Below are 22,647 nucleotides of genomic sequence, written 5' to 3' on the forward strand. Positions count from 1 at the left end.
TCTTCTTATGCTGTCTAACTTTTTTACATGTCCTTTGCTAGACTCATGCTTTTTATATTTAAAGTGAATTATTTGCAATCACAATTATGTTTTTTAAAATCAATTACCATACGCCCTTGAATTCTACCTTGTTCCATTTCTTCGAATACATTTTGTACTTTATCTAGCGAACAAGTTTGAACAACCGGCACTACTTTTCCTTCTGCCCCAAACATAAACGCCTCTTCCAAATCTTTACGAGTACCGACTAGAGAACCAACTACTTCAATTCCATCCAGTACAAGTCGCGGGATGTTTAAGTCCATTGTTTCTACTGGTAGCCCTACTGCAACTACTTTACCGCAAGCACGTACTGCATCAACTGCTGAGTTAAAGGCTACTTTAGAGACTGCTGTTACTACCGCAGCATAAGCGCCACCAAGCTCCTCTTGAACAATTTTATCAGCAGGACCTTGAGAAATTGGATTGATAGTCATATCAGCACCAACTTCTTTCGCTAAGGCTAATTTGTCGTCATTAATGTCTACTGCGATTACCTTTGCACCAAATACATTTTTAGCATATTGGATAGCTAAGTTACCTAATCCACCGCAGCCATAGATTACAATAGGTTGACCAGGTTTAATATCTGATACTTTAATAGCTTTATATGTAGTTACACCAGCACATGTAATTGATGATGCTTGAGCAGGATCTAATCCTTCTGGTACTTTTACCGCATAATCAGCTGTAACGATACATTGTTCAGCCATACCACCATCTACTGAATAACCTGCGTTTTTAACTTCACGGCAAAATGTTTCTCTACCAGTTACGCAATATTCACAACGTCCACAAGATTGGAACATCCATGCAATACTTACACGGTCACCTATCTTTAGCGAATTAACATCATCAGCTATTTTCGTAACAATACCTACACCCTCATGACCAAGAATACGGCCATCAGTGTTACCAAAATCATGATTCGCAACGTGTAAATCAGTGTGGCAAACTCCACAATACTCTACATCTACTAACGCTTCACCTGAGCGTAACGGACGTAATTCTTTTTCAACCACTTCGATGTTTGCTTTGCTGTTTTTATTAACCACTACTGCTTTCATATGTGATCTCCCCTTTAGTGTTCTAGCGTTTTAATGAGTTTATCTCACAACTACTTTCCTCACTACTTTGGCTAGTTACCGTACCAAATTTAAGTATTCAATCATCATTACATGTTCATCATAACATGACACTTCATAAACAAATTGTGAAATTATGAACAATATTTGAATCATTACACAAATCGGTCTTTATTTTTAATTTTTAAAAATGAGAGTTTATCACTGACTATATGTAAGTCATACATTTCTAAAAGAAAAGAAAATAAATTAACAAACTTCTCAACGATAAAAAAAAGCTCTTTACTCAATATTTTCTACATTTAAACACTTAGTTTCACAGTAATAGCCTTTACCGCCAACATAAACTTTTTCTATTTTATTTTTGCTATTGGTTGCTAATTTAACTAATATTTCGGAAGGCGAGTGTAAAGAATAACCTTGTTCAAATACATAGACTTCTTTTTGCAAATAGTGCTGTTCATAAAGGTAGCAAGCTAATGCACCGTTTGAAGTTCCAGTCGCTGCTTCTTCATTAATGTCGTATAGTGGAGCAAAATTTCTGCATATAATTCGATTGTCATTAAAAGTATATAGATGCATCCCAACAACATTATAATACTTGCTGATTTCTTTAATTTTTTCAAAATTAGGTTGCAGTGCATGTAATTGTGTTTCGCTTTTTATAGGAATTAAAATATCTTTTAAGCCCGTGGAGACAATTTGGATTGGGTATTTATTGTCTATATCTTTAATGTCAAAACAGTCGGTGAACTCATTTGGAGATACAAAATCATAGAATATCGGTTTATTTTGTTCCATGAATATGATGTCATCTGTTATGGTAATAGTAAGAACACCGCTGTTCGTTTCAATCGTATAGCGATTCTTGAAAATTTTATTTAAATGCATCAGTATCGCGAAAGAGCCAATTGTGGCATGACCACATAAATCAACTTCTTCTTTTGGAGTAAAATACTCAAATTTATAATCAGCAATTTCAGATTCTGATATAAATGCGGTTTCCGCATAACCCAGTTGTTTCGCTATTGTCATTTTTTGAGTAGTGGTCAATGTATTTGTATTCTCAATAAATACCACTCCTGCTTTATTTCCGCCTTTATGATCCTTGCTAAATGCACTTGCAACATAAACGGATATTTTCATAAGACACCTTCCTCACTTATAGTAAATTATATATAGAAAGCACTACATATAAATACAATTAGATAAATTATCCATAAAATACGAGACAAACTATTTTTAGCATTTGAACTCTCCAAAAATAGTTTGTCTACAATCTGAAAGCTCTTCATTTGAAGAGCTTTTTTATATTCGCTTCATCGAAATCGTTTCACGTATACTTTGTAAATTTTTTAGTGTTTCTTCTTGTCGCTGCAACGACAACCCTACATACAAAGTATCTAATAAGCTTAACTGTGCTAATCGTGATGAACTTGCTTCTGTACGGAATTCAGTCTCACGTGTTGATGTATATAACGTTATATCAGCAAGCTGACTTAATGCTGATTTCTTATAGCTCGTAATCGCAATAATTTTGGCCCCTCTTGCTTTCGCTACTTCTAACGCTTCAAGTAACCCTTTATTGCTACCAGAATGAGAAATGCCAATAACAACTGAATTTTCCGAGAGTAAACCTGCTCCCATAATTTGAAAATGCGAATCAGTATGAGCGATACAAGAAATACCCGTTCTCATAAACTTATGATACGCATCCATCGCAATAATACCAGAGCCACCATTTCCATAAAACTCAATTCGCCTTGCTTCTTGCAAAGCTCGTACAGCCTGCTCAAGTGCTGTTTCATTTAGCAAATGTAAAGTATCTTGCAGTCCTGTAATATGCGAATGAAAAACTTTTTTAGCAACAGTTACCATACTATCTTCTGCTGATACCTCTTCATGAATATTTTGCATCGGTGTATGTACAATTTCACGAGCTAATGTAATCTTTAAATCTTGAAAACCTTGCAAACCAAGGTGTTTACATAAGCGGAATATCGTCGCTTCGGAACTACTCGTAACTTCAGCTAATTCTGTAATAGATTTATGTACAACATCTTGTGGATGTTTCAAAATATGTTCGGCAATACTTCGCAATTTCGGTGATAAACCATTTAACGAAGCCTGAATCTTTCCAATCCCACTCCTTGTACCAGGCATAGCATATCCTCCTCTTCTATCGTAGCTTTATCCTGTAAAAACCGATTAGTTTAACTTTATTGTACCTAATTATTGAAAGAAGAAAAACCTATATTAGGGATTACTATAAATTTTAATTGCTCCTATGTATTCTGTCATACGATATAACAGAATTATTCATGCTTATGAATAATCCTCCCCATGTTTCACTGCGTATAATGCGGCTTGCGTACGATCATCCACTTCCAATTTAGCTAAAACGTTTGAAACGTGTGTTTTCACAGTTTGTTCTGTAATATGAAGTTCTGCTGCAATCTCCTTGTTGCTTCTTCCTTTCGCAATTTCGCGAAGTACCTCTTGCTCTCTTTTCGTTAACATTGAAAAAGGATTTTCTATTTCCTTCTTTACTGCGGTACGCCCCATTAATGCAGGTGTTACTTTCGGGTGAAAATTCGCATTTCCTTGATGTACTGCAATAATAGAAGCGACAAGTTGCTCAGGTTGTACTTCTTTTAATTGATAACCATCTGCTCCAGCTTCAAGTGCTGGTATAACATAATCTTGCTCTGAAAAACTACTTAATATAAGTACCTTTATCGTCTCATCGTATTGCTTTAGACGTTTTGTTGCCTCAATTCCAGCCATTTTCGGCATCGATACATCCATTAGTACGACATCCGGTCTTTCTTTTTGCACGAAATGTAATGCCTCTTCGCCATTTTCCGCTTCCCCAATAATTTCAAATTCTTCTCTCGTTTTCAAAAAGAATACAAGTCCTCTTCGAACGATATGATGATCCTCAACTAGTAGCAATTTAATCTTCAATCTTATTCTCCCCTTCAAATCGGCAATTGAATTTCTATTTTTGTACCCTTTCTCAGCTCTGTTATAATTTGAAACGACCCCTTCATTAACTGAATACGTTCCTTCATACTTTTCAGGCCAAGTGCTGACTCCCTTACTTGCTCTTGTATAAATCCTATTCCATTATCTTCTATGTAAAAATGTAACTGGTTATTTTCTATTTTCAAAAGAACATGTACCTTTTCACACGAAGCATGCTTTTTACAATTATGTAGCGCCTCTTGGCTAATACGCCATAAAACTTCTTCTATTTCATCCCCAATTGAAACCATCCCATCAATTCGAACTTCCACTTGAACTCCTAATAACTTCCCGTAATTTTGAATTGCTTCTGCTAACCCTTTCTCTAATCCTTCAGGTCTTAATTGCCAAATTAATAGAGTCATCTCTTGTAATGCTTCTTGTGATAATTCTCCAATATAACTTAACATCTCTTGCAATTCTCTATCTTGCGTCATATTCAAAGTACCTTTCGCTGTTAGCATAATAGAAAATAACAATTGTTTTACTGAATCATGTAAATCACGTGCAAGTCGATTTCTTTCCGCTACCACTACATATTTACGTTCTTTCTCAACTAACTGAATACGTTGTATTGTTGTTCCAATTTGAAATGCAATTGATTCTAATAATGCTAACTCTTCCTCTGAAAAATGAGTCTTATGAGGCGCAGCCACATTTAGTAGACCAAATTTTTCTGATCCAGACCTAAGCGGAATTGTCGCATGATGTGTAACATCTTCTGTCTCTCCCCAATTACATTCAATTGCATCTTCTATTCGCTTACATTCAATAATATTAGTCGCTTTTTCTAATCTCCCATTCACAAAACGTTCTACACACCAACAGTTTCCTTCACACATCGGCTTCTTCTCTTGCCACGTAAGAGCCTCTGGTAAATTTTCGTCTACAAGCATGCTATGCTTTCCACTTTCATCAATAAAGAATATCCACCCTGTTTGTAAATTCATTACTTGTAACAATGTATGCAACACTTTTTCTAACATATCCTGTAAGTTTGTTGCTTCATTTAATAATTCAGCAATTTCTTTTAATGCTTCTAAACGATGCATCTCTTTTTCTTCAAAGTTCATTCTCATCACCAACTACAATTATAACATTAAGAAATTTCTAAATTCTATAAATAAAAAAAGAACCGAATTCCTTCAGCCCTTTCTTTATATCAATCATTTTATTATTGTTATTCTATCCAATGTTGGAATCAGAATTTTTGTTAACAAGCGATTCTACTTTAGCTGTCCGATAAAGATTGTCCACCATGAATATGCTGTAAACTTTCAGTAGTAACAACCATATTCGCTGCCGGCATTTGCACTTGATTCTTATGGAATATAGACATTAATTCAAATCTTACTTGTCTAGAAGTTTCAAAATAATCTTCTGGCTTTATTAAACCTGTAATACAAAATTCATAGCCAACATATTTCAGGTTAGGATTTAAGTCTGTAACACCGACGTATTTAAATGGTTCAACAGCCTCATCCTCTACTCTATAAAGAGTTTGATCCAATTTTTCATTGCATATAACACATACTTCTTCTAACAATTCCTTCACTCTTGTTGGATCTTCCTGATAACTTACCGTGATACGTTCAATTACACGCATCCATCCTTTATTAAAATTTTGTATCGTTCTAATCTCTCCGTGTGGGATGGTAAGTAATTTTCCTGACCATTCACGTATTTGCATAAAACGAATACTAATCTCTTCAATAGTTCCTGAATTTGTTCCGTTAAAAGTTACAAAATCACCAACTCGAAACTCTTTGTCCGCTAATCTTGCAAAGCCTAATATAACATCTTTTAGCATCTGTTGTGCAGCAAAACCGATGACAACTCCAGCTATCCCTGCACCTGCAATAATACTTTTTATATCTACAAATTGGCTAATTAAATATATGATAAGACTGATGATAATGATATATCTAAAAATAGATCGAATTACACTTTGAATTGTCTGCTCTACCTCTTCATCAAAAAAGCTTGATTTCCTAAAAAACCAATCAATAATACGGTTTATTACAAACGAAATAATGATTAAAACTAAAGCAAATAGCAAAAATCTTAAAAGTAAAAACTCCCTTACATAATTAAAAAATTCTTCAGTATACGTTAATAAACTCATCCATCCACTTCCTTAACTAATAAAAATTCTATACAAAGCCGCTATATTTTTTAAATTCATTAGACATTCTTCTATAAATATACCCTTTTTCATAACCTAAAGGGAGCTGGCAATTGAAATTTTTTATGACTTTACTTTAAAACTACACTACTCATCTCAACAAAAGGAAAACATTTACATTATATCGAATAGTTCATTTGAAAATATTATTACTCACGGAGGTTACAACCAATGGGATATATTGAAGAACTAAGAGAAGTTGTTGGATCAAGGCCACTCAATTTAGCAGGCGTTGCGGTAGCTGTTTTCAATGAACAAGGACAAATATTACTACAACAAAGGCGAAATGGCATGTGGGGTGTCCCAGGAGGTTTTGTGGAACTTGGTGAATCTACAGAAGAAGCTGGAAGACGAGAAGTACTTGAAGAAACAGGAATTGAAATTGGTACACTTCAGCTGGTAAGTGTATTTTCAGGTAAAGAATTTTTTGTGAAATTACCGAACGGAGATGAATTTTACCCTATGACAATCGCTTACCTTTGCAAAGATATTACAGGTGGCTCGCTACAAGCTGATCGAGTCGAATCATTACATGTACAGTTTTTTAATTTAAATGAGCTACCACAAAATATTAGTCCATTCATAAAAAAATTAATTGAGCAAAATGTCGTCTCGGTTTAAACGCAAAAAAGAGACCTTTTTAAAGGCCTCTTTTTCATTTCACTTCTGCATGTAAACAAGATTTAAAATGTCCAAGTGCAAATTCATGCCCTTGCGCATTAAAAGATGCAACTGCCTTTTCATAAACAACAATTTTAAATCCTTTATTATACGCATCTACTGCTGTATGAAGAACACAAATATCAGTACAAACACCTACAAGATGAACTTCTTCTATTCCTCTTTCTCTTAACTTCATCTCTAAATCTGTTCCAGCAAACGCACTGTATCGCGTTTTATCCATATAATATACATTCTCAGCATTTTTATATGTTTCGTATACTTCTTGTAACTCACCGAATAAGTCTCTACCATTTGTACCTGCTATATTATGAGGAGGGAATAATTTCGCTTCGGGATGATATTCATCATTTTCTTCATGTTTATCAATTGCAAACACTACGTAATCTCCATTTTCAATATATTGCTTCGTTATATGTACAATTTCCTGTTCGATTTCTTGACCTGGTTTTCCGCAAGTTAAAGCGCCTTTTTCCGCTACAAAATCATATGTATAATCAATATTAATAAGAGCTCGTTTCATAACTACTATCTCCCCTTCTCCTGTTTCACAGTAAACAATAGAAAATTTGTTATTACGACATCGTATGTACTATTCGACATTTCAAATGAAATACCTACATTTTTCTTGTAAAACTTATCTTAATCAAAGTTTATCATAAAACAGGCACACAATGACAAAACATATACTTCCCATTAACAAGTCATAAGTTTGATAATTAAACGTAAGTTGATTAACGTCTTGTATAGTAACCCAAATTACTGACATGATTATACTAATCAAGAAGATACGAACATATCGATTCATACCTTCAACCTTTTTCTCCATCATAGTAGTAACAAGTGATTCCTTACTGCTTAATCGTACTAGAAAACGAAATAAATTATTCCCTATTACACCATTCCATCCAAACAAAAAAGCACACTACTTTTTTGAGTAATGTACTTTTTATTCTGATTAAGACGCAGGCTTTGTCTCAAATGTTGCTTGATTAAAACTAATAACCTTTCCTTTCGGGTCATTGTTTTCATACTGAACTGCAGTAATTGTATGACTACCTGTTTCCAGCGTCTTTTCTTTTAATTGTACTGTTGTCTGTGTTGTACTAGTTACTTGATGTTTATCTGTATACATTTGATCTACAAATATGAATGTTTCTTTATCACTTTGAAAATTAGAAAGTTCTAATTCAACTTGCTGAATTAAAGTATCCTTTTTGATGAATACAGTCGGTATATTTCCATTTTCAGAAGTACCATCTGGAGTAATAACTTTTACTTTCCCTTCTCCAATTGACATTGCGCCTTCAGGAAATACAACCATATTCTCATCACTTGCGTTTACAACTTGTTCTTCCTGTTTTGATTGCGCGTCCTCTTTTTCCTGTGGAGCACCGCAACCTACTAATAACAATACAGACAATCCAGTGATTATGAATTTTTTCAAAATTCATCCCCCCTGTCATTTGATTATAATTTATTATACAAAAATAACTTTTAAAACTTTTATGAACATATAGAAGCTTGCTCACGATTAATGTATCATACTTTCCTTAATAGAACATTAATTTTTTTTATGAAATAAATAGTAATTCCTTCTTATTTATCATTTTAGCCCAACAAATCGATATAATACCCGCTCCAAAATAAAAAGACATTGATATGTCCAATGTCTTTTTATTTTGCACTTTAAAAAACAAATGTTGTGATTTCTTCTACTTCTTTTCTTGGAAGTTTTTTTGGCTTATCTTTCGGAAATCCGAGTGAAATAACCATATTTATTTGTTTTTCAGGCTCAATTTGTAAATATTGGCGCAGTTCATCTTGAGCTAGCAATACTGGCCCTGTCATTGGACAAGTACCAAGTCCCTTTGCATGTGCAGCTAACATTAAGTTTTGTGCCGCTAAACAGCTACTCTTAATCCCTTCTTCTTCCCAAACTGAATCTGGAACAAAAGCAATGGGATCAAATATCTTTTCACGAAACTTTGATTCATATGGTGTTGCCAAGCATACGATTAATACTGGTGCCTCAGAGAAAGCTGTCGCATATGGTCCGAAAGAACGCGTAAGTAATTTCCCTGCTTTCTCTTCTCCATTATCTGTTGCTTTTGCCGCAAGTTTATGTAAAGCATCCCATGTCATTTGTTCAATTTCTTTAATCTTCTCTCGGTTCATAATGACCAAGAATTCCCACGTTTGTGAGTTCGTATCGCTCGGTGCATAACGAGCACAATCAATTATTTCTTTTATATCATTAGTAGATACTTCTTGTTCTGTGAACTTTCTAACACTTCGTCTTCCGTGAATTACTTCTTTAAAACCTTCATAATTCATACATTAAATCCCCTTTTTACAGCGTTTTCAAATCTTTTCCTACGCTTGAATTATATCATGAAAAAAAGCTGAAGGAATATCAGCTTTTTTCTTCAATATTAGTTCATAACTTTAAACAATCTAATACTTTCTTCATATGCCACTTGGAGTTTCTTTGTAATTGGTCCTCTTTCGCCGTTTCCAAACTGTTCATCACCAATTTGAACGACTGGGAATATTTCAAGCGGCGTCGCTGTAAAGAAGCACTCATCAGCCTCATATACTTCTTGTAATGAAAACTCTCGTTCCTCTACTTCGATATGTAACTCTTTCGCTAATGTAATAACATAGTGCCGCGTAATGCCCTGTAGAATGAAATTGTCAGCCGGATGTGTAATCAATTTATTATTTTTCACCATAAAGAAATTCGAATGACACCCTTCAGTCACAATGCCATCTCGTACTAATATTGCTTCTTGATACCCTTGTTCATTTATTTTATTTTTAATCATGATATTTGGTAAAAGATTTAATGATTTTATATGGCAAAACTTCCACCTGATGTCCTCTTCTACCGTTACCTTAATCCCTGCCTTCATTGAAGCAACTGGTCTTGGGAACGAAACAAGATTTGCAAAATATGTCGGTTGTAAATCTGATTCATATACATGATTGCGTGGTTGTGCACCTCTTGATATTTGTAAATATACATTCCCATCTTCTTGAAATTGATTTTTTTCAATCATTTGATGTAACTCTTCCACTAATTCTTCCTTCGTAAATGGTGGAATTAGTTTTATTTCTGCCATAGAGTTAAAGAATCGTTCCAAATGTAAATCTAATAAATGAGGCTTGCCATCGTATAGTCTAAATACTTCATAAATACCATCACCAAATTGGAAGCCGCGCTCTTCTAATGCGACCATCGGCTGTTCTTCCTTCGTATTAATCATTCTCCCATTAAACAAGATCCACTCTTTATGAGTAGCTTTCATTCTTCCCCACTCCTTTATCACATGATTGATTTTATTGTACAACTTATGTCACCCTTAAAGAAGGAATTTTCTGTATTTTCACGAACAAAAAATACATCACTTCGTAAAAGTGATGTATTTTATCATTTATTTAAGGAAATATTTTTCAATATCATCTAACATAAGATTCGCAGCTTTAATACCGCCTGCTGTATTCCAGATTACTTCATCCACTTGGAATACTTTATTATTTTTAGAAGCCTGTAGTTGCTTAAAGAGTGGATCTTCTGTCCATTCCTTTGCTAACGAATTTCCTTCATTATTCTTATCTGCATCTTTATCAGACGTGAAATAAAATAAGTAGTCCCCGTCCATATTTGGAATTTGCTCTTTTGTAATTCCTTTTATCGCAAAATCATCTTTATCTTGTAATGGTGGTCGTTTAAATCCAATATCATTTAAAACAACTCCCGAGAATGAGTTTTTTTGATAAATACGAACATCACCTGGCACGAAACGAATAATAGAAACTTTAGAATTCAATTTATCGCCTAACTTCTCTTTCATTCCTTCAATACGTTTTTTATAATCATCAAGAGCTTTTTGCCCTTCTTTTTCTTTATTTACAGCTTTTGTATAAAGCGTAAAGTTTTCTTTCCAATCACCGCGTAATGTTTCTGCATAAACAGTTGGTGCGATTTCTTTTAGCTGATCATATATTTTTTCGTGACGCATTTTATTTCCGATAATTAAATCTGGCTTAAGCTTCATTACTGCTTCTAAATTAATATCACGTTCAGTTCCTACAACTTCCGTATTTTTTAATTCTTTCGCTACATGAGGGTACCATTCATCACCAGCACGTGGTTTCGTAGTCCCCACTGGCGTTACGCCCACAGCTAGGAGAGCCTCTGCACCTTCATTTGTTAAAACAACAACTTTTTTAGGTGTACCATTTACTGTCGTTTCGCCCATTGCATGCTTGACCGTATATGAATCTTTTGCTTTAGCTGATATATCATTTTCTTTTTTCTCTTCTTTACTACATCCTGCAATTACAACCATGAGTATCATAATGCAGAACATAATTAGTTTTTTAGTATGTATCATATGTCCTCCCTAGATGAAATCGATTATCATTAACAATTAAAGATTAATGTATACTACATACATTGTCAATGTATATCAGAAAACTTTTTTAATATATACCATTTCGATTCTATTGGCTTTTCTAATGTTTCTTTTTAACATATAGTGTATAAGTATGAAAATTTATGTTGTTATTACAATGCGTATCTGAGTTATACATAACAAAGATACGCATCCATATTGCATTATCATTTTAATTCCTAATATTGAGTATACTTAATATACGATGGATCATTATATACCCACTGATTTCCACCAAGGTTTAACCAGCCATTTTCATTTATATATACTAAATAAGATTCTGGAGGATTTAATTGACGGATAACTGCAGATGTAGTTGATGGACCACTTCTTAAATTTACATTCATCCCTTGTATATATGCAACCCCAATCGGACTTCCATCACTATTGCTTGTCTTTACAAAATTAATGTAAGAAGGATCATTATACACCCATTGTCCATTCCCCAAATCTAACCATCCGTTACTTTCCTGATATACAACGTAAGATTCTGGAGAATTTAATTGACGAATAACTGAGGAAGAAGTTGATGGACCATTTCTTAAATTTACATTTTTCCCAAGGATATAAGCGATTCCCTTCGTTTGAGGTGTCGGTTGTGGGTTTGGAGGTTGTGGATTTGGAGCTACTCCAAAAATAGCCGCTATTCCATTTGCATACGCTTGACTTAGATCTTCAATAAATTGTGGATTCTTTAATAAATTTGCATCAAACGTTGTATCAATAAAGGCAGTCTCAGTTAAAATTGCATCCATTGCGGTTTCTCTTAATACCGCATAATTTTCTTTTTTTGCTCCTCGATCACGAAGACCGTATTTTGTTAATACAGGATTTACTGCTGTATGCATCTTTTGTTGCTTTGCATATGCAGTGCTGCTGTTGGATAACGCATTATAAATATAGCTTTCAAAACCTGTACCCCCGCCGCTATTAATATGAAATGAAATAAAATAATCCGCACCAAAAGCATTAGCAATATTAGCACGTTCCGATAAGGAAATAAACACGTCACTATCACGTGTCATTTTAATTGTAATTGGGTAATTTACCGTTAAAATATCTCGAACGCGTCTAGCAATTTGAAGCGTTAAGTTTTTTTCTACTAAGCCATTACCAACAGCACCAGAATCATATCCACCGTGCCCTGCGTCTATAACAAGTTTCATTTTACTACCCCGCCCCTTTCTTGTAATATGTTAGCATTGCTACTCGTCCTATTTTATGTGAAATGTACAAGTTCTGTTACAATCACAAATAAAAAAACCGCCTTATGTAAGGCGGTTTCTATCATCTTGCTTTAACCAATTTAAAATAAATATATACGATTGATAGTGAATATAACGTATGCAAAATAAAATAAATAAAAGTACTATTCCAACACCACTATAAAGTAAACCGAACTTTAAAAAAACATTCACAAGTGGTGGAAAGTTCATTATATTTTGTAATGTACTAAGCATACAAAATATAATGAAAAAGACGGGGACGTATTGTAATTCATACGGCTTTCTTTTCTTAATCATTCTTTTTCGAATGATTATATGACATAGTTCTGCTACTATAAAGCACCCTCCAATTAATACAAGACCAGAAGTCATTGTCATACATCCACCTGCCTTATATTTATTGTATCGCATAAATAATCATCGTTATATTTTCTTCACATACGCTCCATCTTCTGAAGTGAAGCCAAAACTCTCTATGAAAGAATGCGCTTTTTCTGTTAATTCCTCTTGTAGCACTTTTATTTCTTTCACATTTCTTTGTTTCATCATTTCTTCAAATGTAAAATACGTATTTGTACCATAACCATAACCTTGGTAATCAAAATGAATAATTAGCTGTGATAAAACAGCTCGTTCCTCTTGAACACTATAATCTATTACACCAATATATGTATCATCAACTTTCACACAATACTGTACCTTTTTCTCACCTAAACTATGCGATTTAAACATTTCTTTAACAACGCTTTCATTTTCTATAGTAACTTTCTCAAACGTAATCATATGTTGTCCATCCTTTTACTATTATTGTATCAATAATACTTCCTATTTATGAAAAAAAACCTTAAGACCGTATGCGATCTTAAGGTTTTTCTAATTACACTAAGCTATACGCACGTTTTGTTTCTTCATGGAACTTGTTCGTATCGTATTTATGCTCAACATAAATTTGGTGCCATACCATAAACGCAAGTACAGTCCAAATTTTACGGCTATAATCGCCTTTATCTGCACAATGTGCTTCCAGTAAGTTTAATACATACTGTTTGTCGATTAAATGCTCTGTCTTACTTTCGTTTATAATATTTATAGCCCAATCATGCATTTCGTCTTTTAACCAGTGACGAATTGGTACTGGGAATCCAAGTTTTTTACGATCTAATACGTGATCTGGAACGATTCCGCGTGCTGCTTCACGTAAAATAGCTTTCGTAGTTCCGTTAGCAATCTTAAGTTCAGTTGGAATTTTAGATGCAACATCGAATACTTCTTTATCTAAGAACGGTACACGAAGTTCTAATGAGTTTGCCATTGTCATTTTATCAGCTTTTAATAAAATGTCACCGCGTAACCATGTGAACATGTCAATGTACTGCATTTTACTTACATCATCATAATCTTTAATCTCGTTATACAATGGTTTCGTGATATCCATATAGTTAACACTTTCATTGTAATACTTCATTAATTCAGCTTTTTCTTCTTCACGGAAGATTTTCGCATTTCCATAGTAACGCTCTTCAATTGGTGTACATCCACGCTCTAGGAAGCTCTTACCTTTAAATCCTTCTTTAAGAGCACCACTCAATGCTTTTAGAACACTCTTACCTGGGCTAGGAATGTAAGAGAACATTTTTAGTGAGTTTGGCTCACGGTAAATGTTATAACCACCAAATAGCTCGTCTGCGCCTTCACCTGAAAGAACAACTGTTACATGTTTACGTGCTTCTTTAGCAACGAAGTACAATGGTACAGCTGCTGGATCAGCTAAAGGATCATCCATATGCCAAATGATTTTTGGGAACTCATCCATAAATTCTTTCGCTGAAATGAATACGTTATGGTTTTTAACGCCTAATTTCTCAGCAGTTTCTTTTGCAACATCAACTTCACTGAAACCACGTTGCTCAAAACCAACAGAGAATGTTAAAAGATTTGGATTCATTTCTCTTGCAATAGAAGCGATGATAGATGAATCGATACCACCAGATAAGAATGAACCTACTGGTACATCACTACGCATATGCACTTTTACTGAATCATATAGTACATCACGAATTGCTTGGATATGCTCCTCTTTCGTTGCACTTGAAGCATTGAAATAAGGTTTCCAGTAGCGATGGATTTCCATCTCTTTACCGATTTCTTTTACGAAATAATGACCAGGCTCGATTTTATTAACATCAATTGTTAATGTTTCTGGCTCTGGGCCATATTGATACGTAAAATAATGTTGTAGTGACGTTGGATTAACGCCTTTATCTTCCATCACATGCATAATACTTTTCTTCTCAGATGCGAAGAATGTAGTATCACCTTGCTGTGCGATGTATAGAGGTTTAATACCGAAGTGGTCACGTGCACCGAAAAGTTTCTTCTCTTCACGATCCCAAATCATAAATGCAAACATACCACGAAGGTAGTCTACACATTTTTCTTTCATATGTGCATACAATGCAATAATAACTTCTGTATCAGATTGCGTTGCAAACGTTGCACCTTTTTCAAGTAACATTTCACGTAATTCTACATAGTTGTAAATTTCACCATTAAAAATAATTACATATCGATCATTTTCATAAGTTAGCGGCTGATGTCCTGCCTCTAAGTCAATGATACTTAAACGGCGGAAGCCAAATTGTACATGTTCATCACGAAAATATCCTTCGTCATCTGGACCACGGTGGAAAATCATCGTGTTCATATTTTCAAATTGATGTTTTTCTGTTTCTGAAAACTCTCTAGGGTTTTCACATAAACATCCTACAAAACCACACATACTTCTTACCCTCTTTCGGTTTTCATTCTGTTTCTATACTACTATATCAACCCTATTTATACTAGCATAATCAACTGAATATGGCGACCAAAAACTATAAAAAAATCACTCCATTTCACATTTTTAACAATTTTTTATGAAAACATGAAAACTAGGCACTCACCTTTCTCCGCTTTTGTCATATGATATTGCAAATTGATTTCTAGGAGGGAATACCATGAGTGAAGAAAAAAAAGATTCTTCTCGCCCACCGGTTCGTAATTACTTAAAGCAAATTGATGATTTCTTCGAGCAAACACCTCTTCGCAATGTAATCGCTGATTTAAATCATTTTTTCCAAAAAGGAAACCGTTTATTAACATTCCCTGTAGATTTATATGAAGTTGGTGAAGAACTCGTTGTTACAGCTGAACTACCAGGTATACAAAAAGAGCAAATCCAAATTGAAATACAAAGTGAATACTTAAAAGTCTCTGTAAAAGAAGAGATACTCGAAGAGGAAGAAGAAACATCCCATAACTATTATCGCCGAGAACGTTCCATTTCAGAAGCATCAAGATTGATTAAGTTGCCGTATTCAATTAATAAAAAAGCAGCAAAAGCTTCTTATCAAAACGGCGTATTAGAAATTCGGGCGCCGAAACTTCCCCAACAACATGACATTTTATCCATAGACTAATGCAAAAAAAATAAGGGTGCTATGCACCCTTATTTTTAATCCACTAATCGCTTCATATCACGTATAATGTCTTCGTATGGCGTATTACTAATGCCACTATACTTTTTCATTACTTTTCCGTTTTGATCAATTAAATAAAATGATGTACCATGCATGACCTGACCGTTCTCCGGCTTATCTACAAGTGATTGGAAATTATCTTTTGAAAACTTTGTAATATCTTCTAACGAATATCCCGTTAATAAATTCCAGTTACTAGTATCCTCTGTAAACTTTTGAATAAATGCTTTCAGATTTTCTGGTTTATCAAGGTCTGGATCTACACTAAATGAAACAAACTGAACGTCTATCTTCTCTTCTTTTGCCATCTTTTGCAGCTTGGCCATATTTGCAGTCATTGGTGGACAAACTGTTTGACAATTTGTGAACATAAAATCTGCAACCCAAACTTTCCCTTTTAAATCTTTTGTACCAAATTGCTTTCCATCTTGATTTGTAAATTGGAAAGTTTCTAAATCCCAATTCAATGGTTTACGAAGCTTTGAACCTGATCCACTACATCCAGCAAGTACAAAGAGACAAAATACAACCATAAGACCAATTATTTTTTGATAACGCTTCATTTATAAACCTCTTTTCTCTATCCTAAATTTAAATAGGTTATGTTTATAATAACAAAAGTTAACACTACGAGAAAATTGTTTACTACATTTGTTCACGAAATCGTACGAATTTACGTATGTTACTTCTTTATTTCAAGCGAATTACTAGACAAAATATATTTTTTTACTATTATTTCTATAAATAGAAGTGATAAAACTATTTTTATTGTTACTTTTGTAAATACCTTTCCCTATTTTTTAACAATTCCTTAAACATTAATCCATGTTTTACACTGTATTCCTTAACAACATTTCGGTACAATACAAATACAACGATTTTAAATGAGGTGATGTTCATGGCAAAGCGCTATGAAAATATGGATAATGTTAGTACAAAAAAATCAATTCGCTCTTTTTTACGCTGGCGTAAAGAACGAAAGCAAAACAAAAAAGATTTTTCTTTCTTAGTAGAACAATCACCCGTTAAACAAAGTGCATTTTTGCAAAGTAATGTAAAAAAAACGACTGTCACATGGATTGGGCATTCTACTTTTCTTATCCAAACGAATGGACTTAATATATTAACAGATCCAGTATGGGCCAATAAATTAAAGCTAGTTCCAAGACTTACAGAACCTGGACTCTCTATAGAAGCACTACCTAAAATTGATATTGTCCTTATTTCACATGGTCATTATGATCATTTAGATTTTTCAACTCTTCGTCAGTTGAATGATGATGTTCTATACCTTGTACCTATCGGATTAAAAAAATTATTTACTCGTAAGAAATTTAAACATATAGAAGAGTATAAATGGTGGGAAAGTACGATAATTAACGAAGTTTCTTTTCACTTCGTACCTGCTCAGCACTGGACGAGAAGATTCTTATTTGATATGAATACGTCTCACTGGGGGGGATGGATTATTGATAATGAAACGACTATGGAAACCATATATTTTTGTGGCGACAGTGGCTATTTCCAAGGTTTCAAAGAAATTGGTGAACGCTTTTTAATTGATATTGCTCTTATGCCCATTGGCGCTTATGAACCAGAATGGTTTATGAAAGTATCTCATGTTTCACCTGAAGAGGCTGTGCAAGCTTATTTAGATTTAAACGCTACTCATTTTATACCGATGCATTACGGAGCATTTGCACTCGCCGATGAAACACCTCGTGAAGCAATAACTAGACTTCGAAATAATTGGAATTTGCGCATGTTACCATGGGAACAACTGCATGTACTCTTTTTAGGCCAAACTTTTATTTATAGTAACGCAACAAATGATAAGCAAATAAATGAAAAAATTGAAACTTTACATGTGTAACGTAGCGACTGATTTTCTACATCTAACATATAATATAGAAAATCCTATAGTGAAGGCTTTTACGGACAGCCCGTTACCTAACCTCTTTGCTCCAGCTAAATTTTGAGGTGGGAGTTTTACTGTCCGCAAATTGCGGGATAAAGGGTGTTTTCTATGAATAGATATTTACAGACTCGCTATATCATTAGCGGTAGTGCCTGTATAGCTCTTCTTATTTCTTACTTTCTATTTACATAAAAAAGCTACTTGAAATATATTTTCAAGTAGCTTTTTTATTACTCTGCTAAATACATAAATCCGATTGCACCCGGACCTGTATGAGTACTAATTATAGGCGTTGTATAGAAAATTTCTGATTGAGCAAACCCATTCACTTTTTCAACCGCCGCTTTCATACTTTCAGCTAAAGGAATTGCTTTCGCATGTGGAATTGCAACAGCCTTTACAACTTTTCCAGCTGTATCTTGCTCAAATAACTTAGCTAATGTTTTTACAATTTGGCCTTGGCTACGAACTTTCGTTACAGGATTATAAACACCGTCTTCAAGACTAGCAATTGGCTTTATATTAAGCAGCGAACCGATAAACGCTTTTCCTTTACCGATACGTCCACCCTTCACTAAGTTTTCTAATGTATCTACTACTACATATAAACGAGTATTCTTTCTTACTTCATCTACACGTTTTAAAATTTCTTCTAGTGAGCGCCCTTCATTTGCCATTTTTGCAGCTTCAATTACTTGATATGCTAAAGCATGTGTAATAAATTGAGAATCAACAACTGTTACTTTTGTATCGGTCATTGATGCAGCACTATTTGCAGTTGCTACAGTACCACTCATTCCACTTGTCATATGAATGGAAAGTACTTCACTTCCATCTTCACCTAACTTGTTATACATTTCTACAAATGTACCCATTGCTGGTTGCGATGTTTTTGGTAATTCCTCTGATTTAAGCATTTCTTCAATAAATTCATCTGGTTGTAGATCAACACGATCTAAATATGTTTGTCCATTTACAGAGATTGATAATGGTAGAACATGAATGTCATACTTCTCGATTACTTCTTGTGATAAATCTGCCGTTGAATCTGTTACAATTTTAATTTTTTGCATATTATATTCTTCCCTTTCCAATACGCTCTCCTTGTTATTATACTAGTATTCCCATTGCTTTCAACAATTTGGAACGAAATTTCATCAAATTAATTATATTTTTATATCTAAAATGAAAAAGACAGAGCTCCTAACCCTGTCTCTACTCTATATCATGCATTTTTTTCAAGAGTATTTGTTTTATATACATTTAAATAATCATTCCACTTCAAACAATTTTGTAAATATTCACGGAAAGAATATGCAAATCTTGGATGTTTTTGTTTTTGAATTTTTGCAATAAATAATTGAAGACGAGACTGAATTAGAAACGATAATGGATGCTGCGCCTGTAGGACAGGGATTTCGAATATTTTAATACAATCCCCTGTTGAATGAGTGAAATAAAAACTTTTCGTAATCACAATATCAATCCTCTTTTTCATTGGATTTTTGAACTTCCTCTACTTTGCGTTGTAACACGTTGTTTAAAGTGGAGTAAAATCAGACTTATATGATTTCTGTAGTCCTTATGGCTAGAAGATTTATACTCTATTCATCTCCACCTAATCCATCTTCCCATCCTAAATATCTCCGAGACGGGAATCTCATTATCCATCAATTGTTTAATACATTTAGTATAAGCTTATAAAAGCGCAAAGTTTGTCTAAATTTTGGAGATTCTATAATTTTTTTCTTCTATATATTGTATACGTTTATAGCTATAGTATAACCAATAAATAAAAAAGTGCCTTTATAACGAGGCACTTTTCGACTGCATTTCTTCTCTTTTCTTTTTCCTCTTACTAACAACCTTTGATAAAGCAATACTTACTTCATAAATACAAATAAGCGGCACCGCAACTAAACTATGAGATAAAAAGTCAGGCGGTGATATACAAGATGCAATGATAATCAGTGCTACGTAAGCATATCTTCTTATTTTTATTAAAAATTCCGCCGTAAGTATTCCAATACTAGTTAAAAACATTACAACGACTGGTAATTCAAAAATCACAGCAAATGGGACTGTTAAATTAAGTACAAAATGAAAATACTTTTCTGTCGTAAACATCGTATTAAACATTTCATTACCTATCGTAGTTAAAAAGTGAAATAGAAATGGCATTACAATAAAGTATCCAAAACATAAACCTGCAATAAATAATATAGACAATACCGGTATATACATTATTGTCATCTTTTGTTCATTTGGATGTAAACCCGGTTTTACAAATAACCAAATTTGTATAGCAGCAAAAGGAATTGTACAAACGATAGCAAATACTGTAGCAATCGAGAAAAAAATCCACAATACATCACTTGGACCGAGAACAGTTAATTTCATTGGTAAATCTTTTACAAGCCAAAAATAAATATCCTTTGTAAAAGTAAATCCGATAATTAAAAATAGTACAAAGGATAACACCGTATATATTACTCTTTTTCGAAGCTCAACAATATGTTCTACTACGCTCATTTCCCGATCTTCCAACTCGTTCACCACACTTTATTTATCCATTACAAGGAAAATACATTACATTTTTTCTTTCTTTTCCTTTTCTTGAAATGCGTCATCTGTCAATTCTTTCGTTGATTTTTTAAACTCTTTTAACGTTTCCCCTAAAGCCTTCCCGATTTCCGGCAATTTTTTAGGCCCAAATAAAATGAGTACTGCTACTAAAATTAAAATTAACCCTGGAAAGCCAATATTTGAAAACATTTCCCCATCCCCTTTATTAGTAGTTTCCTTGTCCTACTATTACATAATTTTATTTTGTCAAAAAAGTTTGAAAACGTCAACAAATCCATTGCCTTTTGTCAAAAAAATTCAAAAATATAATCAATTATACAAATTTCATTTTCTATTGCCCCTGTGTATGATATGGTAAGGGAAATGACATATTATTTCATGATAGTAGAAAGGATTTGCATTATGACTGAAAAAATGACACGAATGACCCAATTTGTAAAAGAAGAAATTGCAAATGCAATTACACATGGTATCGGTGCCATTTTAAGCATCCCTGCCTTAATCATATTGATTATTCATGCTTCTAAGCACGGTACCGCATCAGCTGTAGTTGCATTTACTGTTTATGGTGTAAGCATGTTCTTACTGTACTTGTTTTCAACATTGCTACACAGCATCCATCATCCTAAAGTTGAAAAAATATTTACTATTTTAGATCATTCAGCCATTTACTTATTGATTGCTGGCACGTATACTCCTTTTCTACTTATTACACTTCGTGGCCCATTAGGATGGACGTTACTTGCTATTATATGGACACTTGCAATCGGAGGTATCGTCTTCAAAATTTTCTTTGTACGTCGCTTTATAAAGGCATCAACTTTATGTTACATCATTATGGGCTGGCTCATAATCGTTGCCATTAAACCACTTTATGAAAATCTAACTGGACATGGTTTTTCACTACTTTTAGCAGGTGGAATTTTATATTCTGTCGGAGCTATATTCTTCCTTTGGGAAAAGCTACCTTTCAACCATGCCATATGGCACCTGTTCGTTTTAGGTGGTAGTGCGATGATGTTCTTTTGTGTACTCTTTTATGTCTTACCTACAGCATAATAAAAAAGGTTTCAGCTTACTATAAGCTGAAACCTTTTTTACTACTTATGTAATTGTGATGCGATAACTTCCTGTGTATGCTTCGTTAATTCTTTAATATCCATATTCGCATAATCTTCAGGTGTAATCGGCTTAGAAATTGTTACTGTTGCATGAGCTGGCTTCATACGATTTCCATTCGCTTCAAACATCTTATATGTACCATCTAACGTTACAGGTAAAATTGCTACACCTGACTTTACTGCAAGATGAAAACTACCAGCCTTAAACTCTCCAACTTCGCCACCCTTACTTCTTGTCCCTTCTGGGAAAATTACGATAGAATGTCCATTCTTTAATAGCTCGATTCCATCTTTAATTGCTTTAAGAGATTGACGACGATCGCTACGATCCATAAATACACAATTCATAAGTTCCATCCAAGTTGGCACAACTGGGAACTTTTTAATTTCTGCTTTTGACACGAATCCAATTGGTTTATTTAAGTAACCTAGTAAAACAGGGATATCCATATTACTTTGGTGATTACTTACAACTAGTACCGGCTTGTCTTTCGGAACATTTTCAAGCCCTTTCACTTCTACTGTCCCTCCAGCTACACGTACCATTTTCTTACCAAACCAATTTGTCGTTTTGTACACAGCATTATCTTTTTCTTTTGGCGCCATCGTATTTACTTGTCTTTTAAGACGCCACATTCTCGGTGTAATCGCAATTACGATTAAAATTAAATAAAAGATTTTAAAAAACGTTTGAATCATACAGAACCCCCACCTATTATCATTCCGACCTTCATTATACTAGACAAACGAAGGAAAAAGAAGAAAAAAAGTCCAAACATCAAGTGTTTGGACTTTTTAAGG

Annotated in this window: 25 protein-coding genes; 4 read left to right on the forward strand and 21 right to left on the reverse strand. The window is 33.9% G+C overall.

The window, feature by feature from the left end; genetic code table 11:
* Positions 1 to 68: 68 nt before the first annotated feature.
* The 6 genes from adhP to MHI28_RS05640 form a co-directional block, all read right to left on the reverse strand.
* Positions 69 to 1,106: an alcohol dehydrogenase AdhP gene (gene adhP, locus MHI28_RS05615; protein ID WP_000649140.1), complete on the reverse strand. Its 1,038-nt coding sequence runs from the start codon at positions 1,104 to 1,106 to the stop codon at positions 69 to 71.
* 300 nt (positions 1,107 to 1,406) lie between these two features.
* Entirely contained in the window at positions 1,407 to 2,270 is an 864-nt protein-coding gene (locus tag MHI28_RS05620) for a PhzF family phenazine biosynthesis protein (protein ID WP_000704325.1), read from the reverse strand.
* A 162-nt stretch (positions 2,271 to 2,432) separates the two neighbouring features.
* Positions 2,433 to 3,287 carry a MurR/RpiR family transcriptional regulator gene (locus MHI28_RS05625; RefSeq protein ID WP_001119651.1) on the reverse strand — a complete coding sequence of 285 codons (855 nt, stop codon included), beginning with the start codon at positions 3,285 to 3,287 and terminating at the stop codon, positions 2,433 to 2,435.
* Between the two features lie 162 nt (positions 3,288 to 3,449).
* A complete protein-coding gene (gene casR, locus MHI28_RS05630; protein ID WP_000694628.1) occupies positions 3,450 to 4,091 on the reverse strand; it encodes a two-component system response regulator CasR in 642 nt (213 codons plus the stop codon).
* A gap of 14 nt (positions 4,092 to 4,105) precedes the next feature.
* The gene (casK, locus tag MHI28_RS05635) at positions 4,106 to 5,203 is read right to left on the reverse strand and encodes a two-component system sensor histidine kinase CasK (RefSeq protein WP_170925745.1); all 1,098 of its coding nucleotides are present in this window, start codon (positions 5,201 to 5,203) and stop codon (positions 4,106 to 4,108) included.
* A 179-nt stretch (positions 5,204 to 5,382) separates the two neighbouring features.
* Positions 5,383 to 6,276, reverse strand: a complete 894-nt coding sequence (locus MHI28_RS05640; protein WP_000055429.1) for a mechanosensitive ion channel family protein — start codon at positions 6,274 to 6,276, stop codon at positions 5,383 to 5,385.
* 231 nt (positions 6,277 to 6,507) lie between these two features.
* Here MHI28_RS05640 and MHI28_RS05645 point away from each other — a divergent pair, with 231 nt between their 5' ends.
* On the forward strand, positions 6,508 to 6,957 hold the full coding sequence (locus tag MHI28_RS05645) for an NUDIX hydrolase (RefSeq protein WP_000540506.1): 450 nt from the start codon (positions 6,508 to 6,510) through the stop codon (positions 6,955 to 6,957).
* A 34-nt stretch (positions 6,958 to 6,991) separates the two neighbouring features.
* On the opposite strand, the gene MHI28_RS05650 is transcribed toward MHI28_RS05645, so the two are convergent.
* From MHI28_RS05650 to asnB, 9 genes are all read right to left on the reverse strand, one after another.
* The gene (locus MHI28_RS05650; RefSeq protein WP_000816791.1) at positions 6,992 to 7,540 is read right to left on the reverse strand and encodes a cysteine hydrolase family protein; all 549 of its coding nucleotides are present in this window, start codon (positions 7,538 to 7,540) and stop codon (positions 6,992 to 6,994) included.
* Positions 7,541 to 7,975: 435 nt separating this feature from the next.
* Positions 7,976 to 8,464: a hypothetical protein gene (locus tag MHI28_RS05655; protein WP_000713494.1), complete on the reverse strand. Its 489-nt coding sequence runs from the start codon at positions 8,462 to 8,464 to the stop codon at positions 7,976 to 7,978.
* A gap of 242 nt (positions 8,465 to 8,706) precedes the next feature.
* Positions 8,707 to 9,354, reverse strand: coding sequence for a nitroreductase family protein (locus MHI28_RS05660; protein WP_001105348.1), 648 nt, complete (start codon positions 9,352 to 9,354; stop codon positions 8,707 to 8,709).
* A 98-nt stretch (positions 9,355 to 9,452) separates the two neighbouring features.
* A complete protein-coding gene (gene dat / locus MHI28_RS05665; RefSeq protein ID WP_000648395.1) occupies positions 9,453 to 10,328 on the reverse strand; it encodes a D-amino-acid transaminase in 876 nt (291 codons plus the stop codon).
* A 126-nt stretch (positions 10,329 to 10,454) separates the two neighbouring features.
* Complete coding sequence (locus tag MHI28_RS05670; protein ID WP_000581983.1) at positions 10,455 to 11,417, reverse strand: ABC transporter substrate-binding protein; 963 nt, start codon at positions 11,415 to 11,417, stop codon at positions 10,455 to 10,457.
* Between the two features lie 239 nt (positions 11,418 to 11,656).
* A complete protein-coding gene (locus MHI28_RS05675) occupies positions 11,657 to 12,643 on the reverse strand; it encodes an N-acetylmuramoyl-L-alanine amidase (protein ID WP_000779884.1) in 987 nt (328 codons plus the stop codon).
* Positions 12,644 to 12,745: 102 nt separating this feature from the next.
* A complete protein-coding gene (locus tag MHI28_RS05680; protein WP_000200457.1) occupies positions 12,746 to 13,075 on the reverse strand; it encodes a hypothetical protein in 330 nt (109 codons plus the stop codon).
* A 51-nt stretch (positions 13,076 to 13,126) separates the two neighbouring features.
* Positions 13,127 to 13,486: a GNAT family N-acetyltransferase gene (locus MHI28_RS05685; RefSeq protein ID WP_000627501.1), complete on the reverse strand. Its 360-nt coding sequence runs from the start codon at positions 13,484 to 13,486 to the stop codon at positions 13,127 to 13,129.
* Positions 13,487 to 13,580: 94 nt separating this feature from the next.
* Complete coding sequence (gene asnB, locus MHI28_RS05690; protein ID WP_000333819.1) at positions 13,581 to 15,482, reverse strand: asparagine synthase (glutamine-hydrolyzing); 1,902 nt, start codon at positions 15,480 to 15,482, stop codon at positions 13,581 to 13,583.
* A gap of 217 nt (positions 15,483 to 15,699) precedes the next feature.
* Here asnB and MHI28_RS05695 point away from each other — a divergent pair, with 217 nt between their 5' ends.
* On the forward strand, positions 15,700 to 16,161 hold the full coding sequence (locus tag MHI28_RS05695) for an Hsp20/alpha crystallin family protein (RefSeq protein WP_001288086.1): 462 nt from the start codon (positions 15,700 to 15,702) through the stop codon (positions 16,159 to 16,161).
* A gap of 35 nt (positions 16,162 to 16,196) precedes the next feature.
* On the opposite strand, the gene MHI28_RS05700 is transcribed toward MHI28_RS05695, so the two are convergent.
* Positions 16,197 to 16,784, reverse strand: coding sequence for an SCO family protein (locus MHI28_RS05700; RefSeq protein ID WP_000833341.1), 588 nt, complete (start codon positions 16,782 to 16,784; stop codon positions 16,197 to 16,199).
* A 335-nt stretch (positions 16,785 to 17,119) separates the two neighbouring features.
* On the opposite strand from MHI28_RS05700, the gene MHI28_RS05705 reads away from it, so the two are divergent.
* On the forward strand, positions 17,120 to 18,094 hold the full coding sequence (locus tag MHI28_RS05705) for an MBL fold metallo-hydrolase (RefSeq protein ID WP_340827678.1): 975 nt from the start codon (positions 17,120 to 17,122) through the stop codon (positions 18,092 to 18,094).
* Between the two features lie 275 nt (positions 18,095 to 18,369).
* On the opposite strand, the gene MHI28_RS05710 is transcribed toward MHI28_RS05705, so the two are convergent.
* The 4 genes from MHI28_RS05710 to MHI28_RS05725 form a co-directional block, all read right to left on the reverse strand.
* Positions 18,370 to 19,212, reverse strand: a complete 843-nt coding sequence (locus tag MHI28_RS05710; RefSeq protein WP_043311806.1) for a DegV family protein — start codon at positions 19,210 to 19,212, stop codon at positions 18,370 to 18,372.
* 152 nt (positions 19,213 to 19,364) lie between these two features.
* Positions 19,365 to 19,616, reverse strand: coding sequence for a DUF2535 family protein (locus MHI28_RS05715; RefSeq protein WP_000629010.1), 252 nt, complete (start codon positions 19,614 to 19,616; stop codon positions 19,365 to 19,367).
* Between the two features lie 329 nt (positions 19,617 to 19,945).
* Positions 19,946 to 20,671 (reverse strand): twin-arginine translocase subunit TatC, encoded by a 726-nt coding sequence (tatC, locus tag MHI28_RS05720; RefSeq protein ID WP_000117643.1) that lies wholly within the window; start codon positions 20,669 to 20,671, stop codon positions 19,946 to 19,948.
* A 57-nt stretch (positions 20,672 to 20,728) separates the two neighbouring features.
* A complete protein-coding gene (locus MHI28_RS05725; RefSeq protein ID WP_000492443.1) occupies positions 20,729 to 20,914 on the reverse strand; it encodes a twin-arginine translocase TatA/TatE family subunit in 186 nt (61 codons plus the stop codon).
* A 213-nt stretch (positions 20,915 to 21,127) separates the two neighbouring features.
* Here MHI28_RS05725 and trhA point away from each other — a divergent pair, with 213 nt between their 5' ends.
* The gene (trhA, locus tag MHI28_RS05730; RefSeq protein ID WP_000136889.1) at positions 21,128 to 21,784 is read left to right on the forward strand and encodes a PAQR family membrane homeostasis protein TrhA; all 657 of its coding nucleotides are present in this window, start codon (positions 21,128 to 21,130) and stop codon (positions 21,782 to 21,784) included.
* 41 nt (positions 21,785 to 21,825) lie between these two features.
* Here the strand turns inward: trhA and MHI28_RS05735 are convergent, their stop codons facing one another.
* Positions 21,826 to 22,545 carry a lysophospholipid acyltransferase family protein gene (locus MHI28_RS05735; RefSeq protein WP_000616579.1) on the reverse strand — a complete coding sequence of 240 codons (720 nt, stop codon included), beginning with the start codon at positions 22,543 to 22,545 and terminating at the stop codon, positions 21,826 to 21,828.
* Positions 22,546 to 22,647 lie beyond the last annotated feature (102 nt).

Origin of the sequence: Bacillus sp. FSL K6-0268, from assembly GCF_038005425.1 — a bacterium.
Lineage (GTDB): Bacteria > Bacillota > Bacilli > Bacillales > Bacillaceae_G > Bacillus_A > Bacillus_A thuringiensis_S.

Bases quoted from the DNA above. Each gene is read 5' to 3' on its own strand.
- MHI28_RS05695 (WP_001288086.1), top strand. From the start codon at position 15,700: ATGAGTGAAGAAAAAAAAGATTCTTCTCGCCCACCGGTTCGTAATTAC.
- MHI28_RS05705 (WP_340827678.1), top strand. From the start codon at position 17,120: ATGGCAAAGCGCTATGAAAATATGGATAATGTTAGTACAAAAAAATCA.
- MHI28_RS05620 (WP_000704325.1), bottom strand. From the start codon at position 2,270: ATGAAAATATCCGTTTATGTTGCAAGTGCATTTAGCAAGGATCATAAA.
- MHI28_RS05700 (WP_000833341.1), bottom strand. From the start codon at position 16,784: ATGAAGCGTTATCAAAAAATAATTGGTCTTATGGTTGTATTTTGTCTC.
- MHI28_RS05670 (WP_000581983.1), bottom strand. From the start codon at position 11,417: ATGATACATACTAAAAAACTAATTATGTTCTGCATTATGATACTCATG.
- MHI28_RS05735 (WP_000616579.1), bottom strand. From the start codon at position 22,545: ATGATTCAAACGTTTTTTAAAATCTTTTATTTAATTTTAATCGTAATT.
- MHI28_RS05680 (WP_000200457.1), bottom strand. From the start codon at position 13,075: ATGACTTCTGGTCTTGTATTAATTGGAGGGTGCTTTATAGTAGCAGAA.
- MHI28_RS05625 (WP_001119651.1), bottom strand. From the start codon at position 3,287: ATGCCTGGTACAAGGAGTGGGATTGGAAAGATTCAGGCTTCGTTAAAT.
- tatC (WP_000117643.1), bottom strand. From the start codon at position 20,671: ATGAGCGTAGTAGAACATATTGTTGAGCTTCGAAAAAGAGTAATATAT.
- MHI28_RS05645 (WP_000540506.1), top strand. From the start codon at position 6,508: ATGGGATATATTGAAGAACTAAGAGAAGTTGTTGGATCAAGGCCACTC.
- MHI28_RS05725 (WP_000492443.1), bottom strand. From the start codon at position 20,914: ATGTTTTCAAATATTGGCTTTCCAGGGTTAATTTTAATTTTAGTAGCA.
- MHI28_RS05675 (WP_000779884.1), bottom strand. From the start codon at position 12,643: ATGAAACTTGTTATAGACGCAGGGCACGGTGGATATGATTCTGGTGCT.
- adhP (WP_000649140.1), bottom strand. From the start codon at position 1,106: ATGAAAGCAGTAGTGGTTAATAAAAACAGCAAAGCAAACATCGAAGTG.
- MHI28_RS05640 (WP_000055429.1), bottom strand. From the start codon at position 6,276: ATGAGTTTATTAACGTATACTGAAGAATTTTTTAATTATGTAAGGGAG.
- MHI28_RS05685 (WP_000627501.1), bottom strand. From the start codon at position 13,486: ATGATTACGTTTGAGAAAGTTACTATAGAAAATGAAAGCGTTGTTAAA.
- MHI28_RS05650 (WP_000816791.1), bottom strand. From the start codon at position 7,540: ATGAAACGAGCTCTTATTAATATTGATTATACATATGATTTTGTAGCG.
- MHI28_RS05660 (WP_001105348.1), bottom strand. From the start codon at position 9,354: ATGAATTATGAAGGTTTTAAAGAAGTAATTCACGGAAGACGAAGTGTT.
- dat (WP_000648395.1), bottom strand. From the start codon at position 10,328: ATGAAAGCTACTCATAAAGAGTGGATCTTGTTTAATGGGAGAATGATT.
- casK (WP_170925745.1), bottom strand. From the start codon at position 5,203: ATGCATCGTTTAGAAGCATTAAAAGAAATTGCTGAATTATTAAATGAA.
- trhA (WP_000136889.1), top strand. From the start codon at position 21,128: ATGACTGAAAAAATGACACGAATGACCCAATTTGTAAAAGAAGAAATT.
- MHI28_RS05710 (WP_043311806.1), bottom strand. From the start codon at position 19,212: ATGCAAAAAATTAAAATTGTAACAGATTCAACGGCAGATTTATCACAA.
- asnB (WP_000333819.1), bottom strand. From the start codon at position 15,482: ATGTGTGGTTTTGTAGGATGTTTATGTGAAAACCCTAGAGAGTTTTCA.